Source organism: Streptomyces sp. NPDC037290 (assembly GCF_055603245.1).
This window is the reverse complement of sequence record NZ_JBVJVZ010000005.1, coordinates 113,380-126,886: the sequence shown is the minus strand read 5'-3', so window position 1 is coordinate 126,886 and position 13,507 is coordinate 113,380. Positions and strand designations below refer to the sequence as shown.

17 protein-coding genes and 1 tRNA gene are annotated in these 13,507 nt (G+C 68.3%); 7 read left to right on the top strand and 11 right to left on the bottom strand.

Annotated elements, in window-relative coordinates:
- Positions 1–26 precede the first annotated feature (26 nt).
- Positions 27–716: a pentapeptide repeat-containing protein gene (locus ACZ7HQ_RS19200; RefSeq protein ID WP_470990971.1), complete on the bottom strand. Its 690-nt coding sequence runs from the start codon at positions 714–716 to the stop codon at positions 27–29.
- Positions 717–845: 129 nt separating this feature from the next.
- On the opposite strand from ACZ7HQ_RS19200, the gene ACZ7HQ_RS19195 reads away from it, so the two are divergent.
- The 4 genes from ACZ7HQ_RS19195 to ACZ7HQ_RS19180 all read left to right on the top strand — a co-directional run bounded on the left by ACZ7HQ_RS19195 (position 846) and on the right by ACZ7HQ_RS19180 (position 5,239).
- The gene (locus ACZ7HQ_RS19195; protein WP_470990969.1) at positions 846–2,006 is read left to right on the top strand and encodes an NAD(P)-binding protein; all 1,161 of its coding nucleotides are present in this window, start codon (positions 846–848) and stop codon (positions 2,004–2,006) included.
- Between the two features lie 130 nt (positions 2,007–2,136).
- Positions 2,137–3,108: a zinc-binding dehydrogenase gene (locus tag ACZ7HQ_RS19190; RefSeq protein ID WP_470990967.1), complete on the top strand. Its 972-nt coding sequence runs from the start codon at positions 2,137–2,139 to the stop codon at positions 3,106–3,108.
- A 60-nt stretch (positions 3,109–3,168) separates the two neighbouring features.
- Entirely contained in the window at positions 3,169–3,822 is a 654-nt protein-coding gene (locus tag ACZ7HQ_RS19185) for a rhomboid-like protein (protein WP_470990965.1), read from the top strand.
- A 10-nt stretch (positions 3,823–3,832) separates the two neighbouring features.
- Positions 3,833–5,239: an NAD(P)/FAD-dependent oxidoreductase gene (locus ACZ7HQ_RS19180; RefSeq protein ID WP_470990963.1), complete on the top strand. Its 1,407-nt coding sequence runs from the start codon at positions 3,833–3,835 to the stop codon at positions 5,237–5,239.
- Positions 5,240–5,331: 92 nt separating this feature from the next.
- Here the strand turns inward: ACZ7HQ_RS19180 and ACZ7HQ_RS19175 are convergent, their stop codons facing one another.
- The 4 genes from ACZ7HQ_RS19175 to ACZ7HQ_RS19160 all read right to left on the bottom strand — a co-directional run bounded on the left by ACZ7HQ_RS19175 (position 5,332) and on the right by ACZ7HQ_RS19160 (position 8,371).
- A complete protein-coding gene (locus tag ACZ7HQ_RS19175) occupies positions 5,332–5,889 on the bottom strand; it encodes a hypothetical protein (RefSeq protein ID WP_470990961.1) in 558 nt (185 codons plus the stop codon).
- On the bottom strand, positions 5,886–7,136 hold the full coding sequence (locus ACZ7HQ_RS19170) for a DUF7224 domain-containing protein (RefSeq protein ID WP_470990959.1): 1,251 nt from the start codon (positions 7,134–7,136) through the stop codon (positions 5,886–5,888). Before ACZ7HQ_RS19170 ends, ACZ7HQ_RS19175 begins: the two co-directional genes overlap by 4 nt.
- Entirely contained in the window at positions 7,133–7,879 is a 747-nt protein-coding gene (locus ACZ7HQ_RS19165) for an ABC transporter ATP-binding protein (protein WP_470990957.1), read from the bottom strand. The genes ACZ7HQ_RS19170 and ACZ7HQ_RS19165 overlap by 4 nt, the downstream gene beginning before the upstream one ends.
- Before the next feature lie 66 nt (positions 7,880–7,945).
- Positions 7,946–8,371, bottom strand: coding sequence for a hypothetical protein (locus ACZ7HQ_RS19160; protein WP_470990955.1), 426 nt, complete (start codon positions 8,369–8,371; stop codon positions 7,946–7,948).
- A 422-nt stretch (positions 8,372–8,793) separates the two neighbouring features.
- On the opposite strand from ACZ7HQ_RS19160, the gene ACZ7HQ_RS19155 reads away from it, so the two are divergent.
- Together ACZ7HQ_RS19155 and ACZ7HQ_RS19150 are read left to right on the top strand one after the other, a co-directional pair.
- Complete coding sequence (locus ACZ7HQ_RS19155; RefSeq protein ID WP_470992207.1) at positions 8,794–9,126, top strand: barstar family protein; 333 nt, start codon at positions 8,794–8,796, stop codon at positions 9,124–9,126.
- 286 nt (positions 9,127–9,412) lie between these two features.
- On the top strand, positions 9,413–9,586 hold the full coding sequence (locus ACZ7HQ_RS19150) for a hypothetical protein (RefSeq protein ID WP_470990953.1): 174 nt from the start codon (positions 9,413–9,415) through the stop codon (positions 9,584–9,586).
- A 288-nt stretch (positions 9,587–9,874) separates the two neighbouring features.
- Here the strand turns inward: ACZ7HQ_RS19150 and ACZ7HQ_RS19145 are convergent, their stop codons facing one another.
- The 5 genes from ACZ7HQ_RS19145 to ACZ7HQ_RS19125 all read right to left on the bottom strand — a co-directional run bounded on the left by ACZ7HQ_RS19145 (position 9,875) and on the right by ACZ7HQ_RS19125 (position 12,072).
- Complete coding sequence (locus ACZ7HQ_RS19145; RefSeq protein WP_470990951.1) at positions 9,875–10,174, bottom strand: hypothetical protein; 300 nt, start codon at positions 10,172–10,174, stop codon at positions 9,875–9,877.
- A gap of 451 nt (positions 10,175–10,625) precedes the next feature.
- A tRNA-OTHER gene (locus ACZ7HQ_RS19140) sits at positions 10,626–10,690 on the bottom strand.
- 339 nt (positions 10,691–11,029) lie between these two features.
- Positions 11,030–11,383 carry a DUF2283 domain-containing protein gene (locus tag ACZ7HQ_RS19135; RefSeq protein ID WP_470990949.1) on the bottom strand — a complete coding sequence of 118 codons (354 nt, stop codon included), beginning with the start codon at positions 11,381–11,383 and terminating at the stop codon, positions 11,030–11,032.
- Between the two features lie 20 nt (positions 11,384–11,403).
- A complete protein-coding gene (locus tag ACZ7HQ_RS19130; RefSeq protein WP_470990947.1) occupies positions 11,404–11,622 on the bottom strand; it encodes a DUF4258 domain-containing protein in 219 nt (72 codons plus the stop codon).
- 6 nt (positions 11,623–11,628) lie between these two features.
- On the bottom strand, positions 11,629–12,072 hold the full coding sequence (locus ACZ7HQ_RS19125) for a DUF6941 family protein (protein WP_470990945.1): 444 nt from the start codon (positions 12,070–12,072) through the stop codon (positions 11,629–11,631).
- 591 nt (positions 12,073–12,663) lie between these two features.
- On the opposite strand from ACZ7HQ_RS19125, the gene ACZ7HQ_RS19120 reads away from it, so the two are divergent.
- The gene (locus ACZ7HQ_RS19120; RefSeq protein ID WP_470990943.1) at positions 12,664–12,915 is read left to right on the top strand and encodes a hypothetical protein; all 252 of its coding nucleotides are present in this window, start codon (positions 12,664–12,666) and stop codon (positions 12,913–12,915) included.
- 238 nt (positions 12,916–13,153) lie between these two features.
- Here the strand turns inward: ACZ7HQ_RS19120 and ACZ7HQ_RS19115 are convergent, their stop codons facing one another.
- Positions 13,154–13,507 carry a signal peptidase I gene (locus tag ACZ7HQ_RS19115; protein WP_470990942.1) on the bottom strand — a complete coding sequence of 118 codons (354 nt, stop codon included), beginning with the start codon at positions 13,505–13,507 and terminating at the stop codon, positions 13,154–13,156.

Below are 13,507 nucleotides of genomic sequence, written 5' to 3'. Positions count from 1 at the left end.
GGGCCGTCGTGGCGCCGCCGAAGGGCCTACTCCACCCGGATCCCCAGCTCCGCCGCCAGCACCGGGGCCAGATCCAGCAGTTGCCCCGTGCTGATCACTGCCCCCGACAGCCGGTCCAGTCCGCGCACGATCTCCAGCGGAGCCGCCCCGCGCAGGTCCACGTCCTTCAGCGTCGCGCTGCCGAAGTCGGCCTCTCTCAGCGCGCAGTCGACGAACTCCACCCGCTCCAGGCTCGCGCCCGCGAAGTCCGGCTCGACCAGCACACAGGACTCGAAGACGACGTCCTTGAGGCGGGCCTCGCGGAGGTTCAGAAAGTCGATCTTGCCGCCGCGCACCACGACCCGCTCCAGCACGGCGCCGTGCAGCTGGGTGCCGCCCAGCCGGGCGTCGATCAGCTCGACGTCCCGGAACGTGGACTCGGCGAGATGCGTGCCCACCCCGCGCAGTCCGGTCAGGACCGAGTCCAGCACTCTGGCCCGGCCCAGCGCCGTACCGTCCACCGAGCAGCCCGTCAGCGCGCAGTCCATGAAGCGGGCGCCCACGCCGTCCTGCCCGGTGAGGTCTGCGTCCCGGAAGTCCAGCCCGTCGTAGTCCCCGTCCGGCCGCAACTCGCCGTCCGTCCACGGCTCCAGGGGCGGCAGCCGCAGCTCCGGCCGTCGCGCGCCCTTCGTCCCCGCCCGGCCCGCCGCACGGCCGCCCGTCGCTCTCCTCGCCATGCCCCCATGCTGCACCCCGCCACTGACAATCCCCCCGACCTGCGCGAACCCCCTCGATGTCACATCCCGGCGGACCCCGGCCGTCGTAAGCACGGACCAGGTGAACCGATCTGAGGGAGGGACCGTCCCATGCAGCCCATCACCGTCGTCGGCGGCGGCTTCGCCGGGCTCACCGCCGCGATCACCGCCGCCGAGGCAGGCGCCGAGGTCACCCTGTACGAGGCCCACCGCACCCTGGGCGGCCGGGCCCGCACCGCCGAGGGTCCGTACCGCACCAACGAGGGCCCGCACGCCCTCTACAACGGCGGCCCGCACTGGGCGTGGCTGCGGCAGCGCGACCTGATCGGCCCGCTCGCCCCGATCCCGCCGCTGGAGGCGGCCCGGCTGCGGCTGCGCCACCACGGCGTCCTGCGCCGCACCCCGCCCTTCGGGATGCTGAAGCTGCTGCGCCCCGGCCTGCGGACGGCCCCCGTCGACGCCGACTTCCTGAGCTGGGCGACCGGGCTCGCCGGCGAGGAGGGCGCCCGCGCCGCGGCCCACTACGCGGCCGTCGCCCTCTTCCACCACGATCCCGGCGCCCTGTCCGCCGCGTTCGTCCAGGAACGCCTGCGCCGGGCCACCAAGCTGCCGCCGGAGGCGCACTACCCGGTCGGCGGCTGGGCGCCCGTCATCGACCGGATGGCCGCGCGGGCCCGGGAACTGGGCGTGCGGATCGAGACCCTGGCCCGTGTCGACGAACTGCCCACCGGCGCCCCGGTGGTCGTCGCCACCTCCCTGCCCGCCGCCCGCCGGCTGCTCGGCGACGACTCGCTGACCTGGCCGAGCGGCCGCACCGTCCTGCTCGACCTCGCCCTGCGCAGCCGGCGCGGTGACCCCTTCATCGTCTCGGACCTCGACGCGACCGGCTGGCTCGAGCGGTGCACGGGGCCGGACCGGTCCCTCGCGCCGGCCGGTGAGCAGCTGATCCAGGGCCAGATCCCGATCGGACCGGGCGCGAACCGAACCGACGGTCTCGCCCGCGCCGAGGAACTGCTCGACCTGGGCTTCCCGGGCTGGCGGGAGCGGGTGACCTGGCGACGCGAGGCGGTGGCGGACGGCCGTACCGGGGCCGTGGACCCGCCGGGCAGCAGCTGGCGGGACCGGCCCGCCGTGGACCGCGGCGACGGCGTCTACCTCGCCGGCGACCAGGTGGCGGCGCCCGGGGTGCTGTCGGAGGTGTCCTTCAACAGCGCGGTCACGGCGGTGTCCCTGATCCTCGGCCGGCCGGCGCTTGACCTCAAGCAGGCTTGAGGCCGGAGGGTGGGCCTGCCGGAACGGACAGCTGGGACAGACAGCTGGGACAGACAGCCGTGACAGGCGGCTGAGACAGACAACCGTGACAGGCAACTGAGACAGACCGTCGTCCTCCCTGGGGGTCACCATGCACGCCGTCCGCCTCCACGCCTTCGGGCCGGCCGAGAACCTGGTCCACGAGGAGACCGAGGACCCCGTCCCCGGTCCGGGCCAGGTGCGGATCGCCGTCGCCGCGGCCGGGGTGCACCTGCTCGACGCGGCCCTGCGCGCCGGACACCAGGGCCCGCTGCCCGAGCGGCCCGCCCTGCCGACCGTGCCCGGCCGGGAGGTCGCCGGGGTGGTGGACGCGCTCGGCGACGGCGTCGACGGGCTGTGGCTCGGCCGGCGGGTCGTGGCCCACCTCGGCTTCGCCCCCGGCGGCTACGCCGAACTCGCCGTCACCGACGTCGACCGCCTCCACGAGATCCCGGAGAACCTGGACTTCGCCGCGGCCGTCGCCATGATCGGCACGGGGCGTACGGCGCTGGGGATCGCGCGGTTCGCCGAGCCGGGTCCGGACGACGTGGTCGTCGTACCGGCCGCCGCCGGCGGCATCGGCACCCTGCTCGTCCAGCACGCCAAGAACGCCGGAGCCACCGTGATCGGGCTCGCGGGCGGCTCCCGCAAGACCGCCCGGGTCCGGGCGAACGGCGCCGATCTCGCCGTCGACTACACCGACACCGCCTGGCCCGCCGAGGTCCGCGCCCACCTCGCGGGACGACCGGCCACCATCGTCTACGACGGCGTCGGCGGCGATGTGGCCCGGCAGGCCGTCGCCCTGCTCGGACCCGGCGGCCGGCACCTGGTCTTCGGCTGGTCGGCGGAGGGCGTCGCGGAAGGCGGGGGCCACCTCGTCGAGGGCGTCTCCGAGTCGGTGCTCGGCCCGGAGATGCTCCGCGGGGCGGGCGGTCTGCGCGCGCTCGAACTGCGCGCACTCGCCGAGGCCGCCCACGGCCGGCTGCGCCCCGCCGTCACCCGCTTCCCCCTCGCGGAGGCGGCCGCCGCGCACCGTGCGCTGGAGAACCGCGGCACGATCGGGAAGGTGGTGCTGGAGCCATGACCGGCGGCACGGGGGATGTCAATCACGGGCCGGACGACACTGGCGTGCGTGAATCGGCTCATGCGCATCATCCGGGGCCCCGGCGGCGTGCGGGCGTACGTCCGCAGCGCCCCCGGCACATACGTGTGGCTGGCGATCCTGTTCGTCTCGACCGTCGCCCTGCACCGCATGTCGCCGGAGTTCGAGCAGCACTTCCTGCGGCAGCGGTCCACCAACATCCATGAGCTGTCCCGCAACCCGGTGCGGGTCCTGGTGGCCAGCGCGATGTGGATCGACAGCGGCCACTGGGTCCCCTACGCCGTGCTGTACACCGCGTTCCACGCACCGGCCGAACGCTGGCTGGGCACCGCCCGCTGGCTCGCGGTGTGCGCACTGGCGCACGTACTGGCCACGCTGGCCAGCGAGGGCGCCCTGCTGATGGCGATCCGCGACGGCCTCGCCCCGCACTCGGCGGTCAACACCCTTGATGTCGGGGTGAGTTACGCACTGGCCGGTGTCATCGGCGTCCTCACCTACCGCATCGCGCCACCCTGGCGGTACGCGTACCTGCTGGCGGTCCTGGCCCTCTTCGGGCTGTCCCTGGCGATGGAGCGTTCCTTCACCGAACTCGGTCACTTCGTGTCCGTACTGATCGGGCTGGCCTGCCACCCGCTGACGCGAGGCCGCGGAAAAGCATGGAATCCGAAGGAGACACTGGCCGCACTCAGGGGTTAACGTCCCCGCCATGAGCAGCTCGGCAAGCAGTGTCGTCAACGGCGGGGTCTCCTTCTGGTACGCGGACGACGGCCTCCCGGTGGCACGGGAACCACTGTCCGGGGACGCGTCCGCCGACGTCGTCATCGTCGGCGGCGGCTACACGGGCCTGTGGACCGCGTACTACCTGAAGAAGACCGCCCCCTTCCTCCGCATCACCGTCCTGGAGCAGAAGTTCTGCGGCTACGGCGCCTCCGGCCGCAACGGCGGCTGGCTCTACAACGGCATCGCCGGCCGCGACCGGTACGCCAGGCTGCACGGCCGCGACGCCGCCGTACGGCTCCAGAAGGCGATGAACGACACCGTGACCGAGGTCATCGCGGTCGCCGAGGCCGAGGGCATCGAGGCGGACGTGCACCGGGGCGGCGTCCTCGAGGTCGCCACCACCCCCGCCCAGCTGGCCCGTCTGAAGGCCTTCCACGAGCACGAGCTGACGTACGGCGAGAAGGACCGCGAACTGTACGGCGCCCGGGAGACGGCCGAGCGGATCCGCGTCGCGGACGCGGTCGGCTCCACCTGGACCCCGCACGGCGCCCGGCTGCACCCCGTGAAGCTGGTCAAGGGCCTGGCCGCCACCGTGGAGGCCCTCGGCGTCACCATCCACGAGTCCACCCCCGTGACCGAGATCCGCCCCAAGCACGCCATCACCCCCTACGGCACGGTCCGCGCCCCGTACATCCTGCGCTGCACGGAGGGCTTCACGGCGTCCCTGAAGGGCCAGAAGCGCACCTGGCTCCCCATGAACTCCTCCATGATCGCCACCGAGCCCCTCACCGACGAACAGTGGGAGTCGATCGGCTGGGCGGGCCGCGAAACCCTCGGCGACATGGCCCACGCCTACATGTACGCCCAGCGCACCGCCGACGGCCGGATCGCGCTCGGCGGCCGGGGAGTGCCGTACCGCTTCGGGTCGAGGACCGACAACGACGGCCGCACCCAGCAGGCGACGGTCGAGGCCCTGCACGAGATCCTGACCCGCTTCTTCCCCTCCCTGGCGGGCGTCCGCGTGGAACACGCCTGGTCGGGCGTCCTCGGCGTGCCCCGCGACTGGTGCGCCACGGTGACGCTCGACCGCTCCACCGGTCTCGGCTGGGCCGGCGGCTACGTCGGCTCCGGCGTCGCCACCGCCAACCTGGCCGCCCGCACCCTGCGCGACCTGGTCCAGCAGGACTCCGGCCAGGGCGGCCGCACCGAGCTGACCGACCTGCCCTGGGTGAACCACAAGGTCCGCAAGTGGGAACCGGAACCCTTCCGCTGGCTCGGCGTCCACGGCATGTACGCCACCTACCGCACCGCCGACGAGCGCGAACGCCTCCACCCGGGGACCGAGTCCTCACGCCTGGCGAAGGTGGCGGACCGGGTGGCGGGCCGGCACTGAGGCAGGGCGTCTCCGCCTGGCCCGTCCCGGACGTGAGGCATGCCGGGCCGGGTCAGTGGCGGGGTGGTGCTCCGGTCGCCCCGGACGAAAGGCTACGGCTTCCCGGAGGCTTTGACGGAACGGATGCCTGCGACTGCCAGCACCACCGCAGTCAGGGACCACGCGGGGACACTGCTCGACGAATACAGGACCACGGCCCACCAGGCGTGGCTTCCCGCCGGGCCACGTCCCGCGACGACGCCGGCGATCAGCAGCATCATGCCCGCGGCGATACCCGATGCGCTGTTGCCCACCTGGGCGATCAGCAGACCGATGCACGTCAGCAGCAGCACGTTGCGGGCGGTGTCGAAGCCCGTCACGAAACCGGCTGCCAGACACAGAACGAACACGGACGCCACGCATGCCGCATCGATCACGGCGACAGCCACCACAGCGGTCCGCTCGATGTGATCGACACGTCGGTTGAGGCAGTACAGGACCGCGGTGGACACCAGCAGCGGGGTGAAGTAGGCCAAGGGCGCGACGCCACTGCCGTTGAGAGCGGGCAGCTCGATACTGCTCGTTCCCGAAAGCTGGCATATCACTGCCATCAGGATGATCGCTGCAGCTGCGGTCCACCACTTCCGCACTGCTGCCGCATAGAGCCTCAACGCGTCCCCTCCGCTGCGCAGGCATGGTCAAGGACCTGCTGCGTGAACCAGGTGGACTGTTGCTTCACCGGCTGATCGAGGACAGGACCCACCAGGCCCCACAACTGCGGATCGGTTTCCTTGCGCACCTCGTCCTTGTTGCCCGCAACGGCAGTGGCCCATACAAGTTCTGGAGCGGACGGGCCTCCGCACGGCAGCTTTCCATGCTGGGCCGCGGTCCCCTCGACGGCCGAGACTGCCATGACATCGGCGGCCGTGTGGTATTCGGCTTGCTGGTGAACAGCGGGAAGTCCCCAGTGCAGCCGCCATACGCCCGGTGCGGTCTTCACTGACGGCGAGAGGATCTCCATACGCTTCGGCTGTGTGACGCCGGCGGCGACCAGGGCACTGAGCGGGCCTTGGGTGCTGCGGCGGATCTGCGGAATGTAAGAACGGTATTCCGGTGGAACGCAGATCTGCGGGGCGGTTCCAGAACACACGGAATGAACGGCGCGTACGGTTTCCGGGTTGCCGTAGCCCCATCCGCTGACCGCGGCGTTTCCGGCGAGGAGTGCTACGGCGGCGGCACCTGCGCCGGCGGGGAGGAAGAAGCGGCGGGAGCTGGTACGGGTGAGGAGCCATGTGACGGCTATCAGACACCCGGTGAAGACCCATGGCACGAAATAGATCTCGGGCCGGTGGACATCGGTGATGGTGGACGTTCCGTCGATGAACCCGCCGAGATGCCTCAGCCACGCGTTGGACATCGCATGGGGCATCGTCAGCCAGGCCCAGCACAGGGCTGCTGCTGCTGGTGCGGCGATACTTCTGTGCAGGCGCCCGCCGACGTACCAGCCGATCACGGCCCACTCGGCAGGGACGATGATCATGTGTGCCAGTGCGGTCCATCCGGCACCGGAGGGAAATACTCCGGTGTTGATCCGTGCCAGGACAACGGCGAGCACGAGAAGTGCGGCTTCCAGTGCGGCGACGGGAGTGCCGATGAACAAGAGAAGCGACCATCGTGACCGCGAGGATGTGGTCAGCATGTGGCGTACGGAACGCATGCGCCCCGAGTCCCATGCGGCGCATGCGGCGACGGCCGGGGCGATGGTGGCCAGCGCATGGATCGTGCTCTCGCCCGACTCGATTCCGTAGTGTGACGGGACGGTGTATACCGCGCTCTGCATGTACAGGGACACGAACAGAGCGGCCGGCAGGATGACCCATGGGGCCGCCGAACGCCGCAGCTGATGCCAGAAGATCACCTGGATTCTCCTTCGAGGAGAGCGGTGTAGGCGTCTTCCGCGGCGCGTTCCGAGTGGGTCAGGGTTCCCGAATGGGCGAGGAACGCAGGAACGGGTCCGTTGAACAGGACCTTTCCCCCATCAAGTACTACGACATCGCTGAAGGATTCACTGATGTCGGCGATGTCATGGGTGGAGACGATCACATGTGTTTCGTTCCGCAGTGATGCGATGAGCTTGAGGAACGATCTTCGCTGTGCCGGGTCGAGCCCTACGGTGGGTTCGTCAAGGAGGAGGACCTTGGCGCGGTGGACGAGGGCCTGAGCAATTGCGACACGCTGCTGCTGCCCGCCGGACAGCTCACTGACCTTCCGGTCTGCTTGCTTGGCAAGGCCTACACGTTCCAGTGCCTCGCCGGACGCGCTCGATGCGTCGCGCTGTGTCATCCCCTTGAGCCATCCCGCATAGGTGACGTGCTGACGGCAGGTCATCCCTGAGAGGAACGACGGCTTCTGCGGGAGCCATGCCACCGCCGCGCGATAGGCCGCGGACTGCTTGCGGTTCCACGGGCTCAGGCCGTCGAAAGTCACGCCTCCGGACTGCGGGCGCAGTGCGCTCGCCCCAAGCGACAACAGTGTGCTCTTGCCTGCTCCGTTGGGTCCGAGGAGAACCGTGGCTCCGGAGGGGAAAGCCAGATCGAGGTTCTGGATGACGGCGTCACCTCCGCGGTAGCGGAAGGTGCACTCGCGGAAGGCGATGGGCATGCAGGGCCTTTCTGTGGGCCGGGCCCCCGCGGCACGCTGTGCGGCGGGGGCCCGGAGAACTACCGATCAGTAGTAGACGGTAAGCGACTTGACCGACACGGGGGCGTAGACGTTCTGCCCGTAGTCGACGACGAAGTAGTAGTCGCCGCTGCCGTGGTCGTCCCACGAGCCGCTCGACGTGGCACCGGAGTGGAAGCAGTTGGTGAACTGCTGCGTGCTGTACTTCGGGTCAGGCCCGAAGGTGTCCTTGCGCAGCGTCACCGTGACGGCTTGCGACGCGGACGAGTCTCTTGAACAGCTGGTGAACTTGATCGTCGTGGAGCCGCCGTTGTCGGTCCAGCGACGTGACTCGAAGTCATTTCCCACATTGGTGAGGGAGCTGGACCAGGACGATGCCTGAGCGGGCATCGCGAGAGCGCCGACAACTGCCGCTGCGGCCATTCCGACGATCGAAGCGCGCTTGCCGGCGCGCGCCATGCTTGAGGTTGCCATCAAATTCTCTTCCTGTAAGGCCAGTTGAGGTTGACAGCAAGATCAAATCCTAAACGTCACAGCGAGTAAATACTTGACCATGTGATCATGATCTCAGCACGAACTGCGCGCCGGCAGGGGAGGGTTGAACGCGGACTGCTGCTGGATCTGCGCGGCGAAGAGGCTCGGCGTGATCGCGTCGCACTCGTTGCCTCACGCGTTGATGATCCGCGCGTAGCAGGCGGGGACCGAACCGGCCTTCACCAGGTCGCTCACAGAGGGGACTTGTCGCTGCCGGTCGGCGCCTCGCCGAGATCTTCGGCCGGCGCCCGCTCGCGGCGAACTCCCCACTGGGGAAACCCTGACACGGCGTAACCACATGCACGCATGTCGCCGTGATCACCATTGACGTGAGCAAGGTGACCGACGAGCGCGCCCTGCACATGCTTCTGACGCGGGAGTTGGGCTCCCCGGGCTTCTACGGCATGAACTGGGATGCCTTCTGGGACGCAATCACCGGCTTGGTCAGCATCCCAGACCATGTGCGCTTCCTCGGCTGGGACCAGCTCACGGCCGGCGTTCCGCGCGGGGCGCCATGCTTCAGAGGGCGCTCGACAACTACCGAGCCACGTACCGCCCGGAGTACGTCGCTGAGTACGCCTAGCGATGAGCAATCTCCGGGCTTAGGCATGGCTGCACCATTTCGCAGATCCACTTGGGTGAACTGCGGCTGCCGCTCGCTACGACTGTCATCAGGCGTCAGTGGTCGCCACTGAGCGGCGTCGGACGGCCCAGAGACGGCCCAGCCGACGGGGCTGCACGTCCCCGGCTGAGCTGCCCCTGTCATCGTTCCGATCCCCTCACGCGAAGCAGACCGCCCATGGCGATACGTGCCGCCGCCACGGAGGCATCGAGGCGGTCATCCGGGTGAGAGCGGGTCTGGAATCCCTCCGCGTCGGGCCCTGGGCACCTCAGCCGCCTCTTACCACCGCGGCCCACGAGGGTGGCTTCACCCTTTGCCTCACGGGGCACACGGCCAGTGAGACCCACGGAGGTACCGAGATGAGCGCCGGAGAACGGGCCAAGGCAAAGGCCGAACAGATCGTCGGAAAGACCGTGCGGACGGCGGCCCACGCGATGCACAAGGAAACCCTCGCGGCGAAAGGCGCCGCTCTCGAAGCACGAGGCAAGATGCGGGGCACGAAGGAACGGACCAAGGGCTCCTTCAAGCGCTGAGAGCGCTGCGGCAGGCTTAAACCCGTCCAGGACCGGCCGAAGGCCACATATGGGCGCGCGTCGGCGCAGCGCGGGCGGAGCGGGCCGAAGGCAGGAGCGGCGCCCGCAGCGGAGCCGGGAAGCGCGCCCGGCGGAGCGGAGCGCAGCCGGGGCTTGATCAAGTAGGGAAAGCGTCATCCCCATCGCGCTCTCGTGATGTTCTTCTGACCTTGGTCAAGGGCCTGCCTCGGGTGCCCACCGGCGGGTAGCTCCACCGGCACGATTCGAACCGCCGAACTGCCCAAACCGTCACGCTGTGTCGAAGTCCGACCGGGGCCGAACCTCCACGACGAAATCCGCATTCGCCATGTCGCCCTCCTCGCCGTGCCAGAGGAAGACCCGCACATGCATCGCGTGGTGGAGGCCGGTCCTCTCCCACTCGGTCATCAGGTCGGCGACGACGCGGCCGATGGCGTGCTTGGCTCCCTCGTCCGAGTCGGGGGCGGTGATCGCGCCCTGCCACCGGTCGGGGTCGCTGCCGTAGGGGCGCCAGCCCTCGGAGCCGTGCGGCTCGAACACCCGGTACACCCAGTCCGTATTGGTGTTCATAACACCCAGCCTGTCACCGCAGGCAGCCTCATGCGCCGCATCGGGTCGACGCCCGCCGAGCGCGGGTCGGTCGGCGCGAACAACTGTCCCGGCGTCCTCGGGACGGAGGACGGCAACTTCTTCGTCATCGGCGAGGTCGTCATGGCGGACCAGGCGCCGGACGCCGGGGAACTGCCGGCTCGGCGCTTCCATCGGTACCGACGAGCTGGTGACGCGGAACGCCGCCTCTCCCGTGGAGGTTCCGAAGGTGCCCCGTCGCGAGCTGTCTCGGTGGACCGCGCGCCGCGATCCGCTGTACGCCGCCTTCGCCCTGGCGGTCTCCACGGGTCTGCGGCGCGGCGAGATCCCGGCGCTTCGATGGTCGGACGTGGACCTTGGACATCGGGTGGGGATGATCGGCGAACGCCCCGGACCGATCATGGTCCGGGGCGTTCGTGCCGTTCAGCGAGAGAGCCCCCTGTCGGATTCGAACCGACGACCTTCGCTTTACAAGTTCGCCCACCTGGCGCAGTGGGCTCGTCTTCATGGCTCAGCCCTCACCAATGGGGGATGTCCAAGGCTGCCGGTGTGCGGCGAAGTGCACGCCTGTTGCCGTCAAAGACTGCCGTCAGTGCCACCGCCGCCGGCGTCGATGTCAGCGCCAGCCGACGAGCTTGACGAATGCCAGATCTCCGGGCTTAGGCATGGCTGTACCAGTGTCGCAGATCCACTTGACTGACCTGGGGGCTGGCAGTCCGGACGTCTGTCGCTGGCGATCGTCACCTGTCGTCGCGGATCACCCTCGGACGGCCCCCACACGGCCCAGCCGACGAGCCTCTTAGCTTGGCTTGCTAGCGACTCACCAGCTGTGACGCCCTACAGGGCAACGGGGATCGACTCGGACCCGGTGGAGCTGCGCGCGATCGTTCCGTGAATAGGGACGACCACAGCGTTACCTGCTGCATCTGAGGACGCTGTCCCATGGGCAAGCACTGCCGCCGCCAGGGACCTGAGCAGCGCAACAGCTTCATCTGAAAGATCGAACCTTTGCAGTAGCTCATCGATCGGCCATGAGCGTGCAGGAGTCAAGATCTCTACTCCGACTACGCTGTCATCAGCGGCAAGGTCAACCATCGTGCCGTTGTCCAGCTCAACCGTTCGGTGCACCGGGTCGGCACCAATGCGCAGATACAGGGCGTCAGCACTTAGATCGAAGCTGAGCTCAACCATGTGAATCCCCTTCGCCCTCACTAGCCTGGCCAAACAGCGGTGATCACTCGCTGATGATCATCAACCGACACGCACACTTTCAAAACTCTACCGCTGGACGCGTAGCCGTAGACCCATAGGGACCCAGGTTGGCCAGGTTCCGTCCGTTGGACCCTATTGAGGGCCTGCTCGATGTCAGCCCGCGTGATCCCTCGCATGGCCATACGTTGCTCCGCATGCCCGGTGAAGCTGATCGGCATGGGCGCTCACTGTCCTGGCACCGTGGCGAGGATTGCCTCAACGGGGACAGTCTTGACTTTGGAGCCGTTGACAGTCAGTGCCAGTGTGTAAATCCCTGGATCAGGGAACACGCACGGCGCTTGGAGTGGAAGCGCTGCCGACACGGGCGTACCTGGCCTGTACCCCGGAGCGGGTGCGCCGCTGAACTCAAGAGTGACTTCGAACGTCCTCTCGCCAGAAGCGCGGCTGAGTGAAAGCCCGACTCGATGAGTAGTGCCCCAGTCCTCCTCCGGGAGGATCAGCTTGATAGCCACGCCTAGGTTATGCACCGCAGGAAACGAAGGCACTTTCACTTGATGGATACCGCCCCCCACGATGTGAAATACACCCTGATCAACGCGCACATAGTCACAAACGACCATGAAGTCCAGTTCAGGCACTACCGAACCCTTCACCTTGGTACCGATCATCAGATCTTGTCAGGATTGCAGATGGCTGGAGCCGCTTTTGAGGAAACGATCACTTGCTCGTCGGGGGTCGGGAATGTGGGTGGTGCAGTGACGGGTCGGTCATTCTCGCCCGCCATCCGCGCAACGCGGGCTCGGCCCCGCCCTCAACCCGTACTTGCAGACAGCCTGCCGTGCCGGGCGGCAGCCGGCCGCCACCGCAATAGCGTGCCCCTCCGAACCTCTCCGCGCGCAGTCCACGTCTTCAGCAGGCGCTGACCGCCGCCGTCGTCTTCGGGTCGCCGACAGCCGTCCATGACTGCACTCCAAGTGGTTATCTGATTACATAGGCACACTAATGCCCCATTTGGGGCCTTCGCTGTGAGAGCTGTAGGAGTGCTGAAGATGCGTAGAACGATGTGTATTGCGGCAGCGGTGCTGGCGTTAGCAGGAGCGGGCGCGGGGGGCGCGCAAGCGGAGATATCGGGGGGCTCGGCCGTCGCGGCCCCATCGGCTCAGGCCACGGACCCCGGGCACACTGTCGTCCTTCCGGGTACTGACTTTTGCGTGGCTTCAGGGGGGCGGACGTCGACCAACTTGCGGACGGTCCTGATCATGCAGACGGACGGCAACCTCGTCGTCTGGAAAGATGGCCGCGCCGTGTGGCAGGCAGGCACTGCGGGCCGTGGCTTCTGCGCCATGTTCCAGAGCGACGGCAACCTCGTGGTCATCGACCATACGGACCATCCGATCTGGGCATCCAACACCGCGAACCGTGGCCAATACCTCGCCATCCAGAACGACGGCAACGTCGTCATCTACAACAGCACCTACCAACCTGTCTGGGACACACAGACCAGCGGCTGATCACGCACAGAACCCACCTTGCTAGTGCGCCCGGTGAGGGTCCTGGCCTAGTCAAGCTGCCAGCGCGCGGGCAAGTCGGGGTATGTAACATCGCCGCCCCGAAGGCCCGCGTCCACAGGCGTGGGCCTTCTATCTTCCCTTGCCCGCGAAAACCAGCCGATCACGGGTACACATGCACACGCCGAAGCTCTCCACCTGCGATGCACAAGGTCGTGCTACGTGCCAGGGGTTCTTGGTTCTAAGGGATAGACGGCCAGCGCACGGTGACGACTACAGAGTCCTCTTCTGCCTGCCATGAGTGGTCGATTCCCGGGCCCCACACCACGTAGTCGCCTTGCTTCTCCAGGGTTATGCTGCCCACGTTTAGGTCGAGACGGAACTTGCCGCTCACGAGGAGGAGCATGGCAGTCCGCCGATCACCGGATACCCACTGCGGCCGCTGCTCGCCGGCCGGATGGATACCCCACTTCACTTCCAGCGCTCCCGTCTGGCGCACCGCGGCCTTATCCGGGTTGATGAAGTGACCCAACAGCCAACCGCGGTGCTGGTCGGCATCGTCGTTCGCATTGCCCGCATACCAGGTATCAGCCAT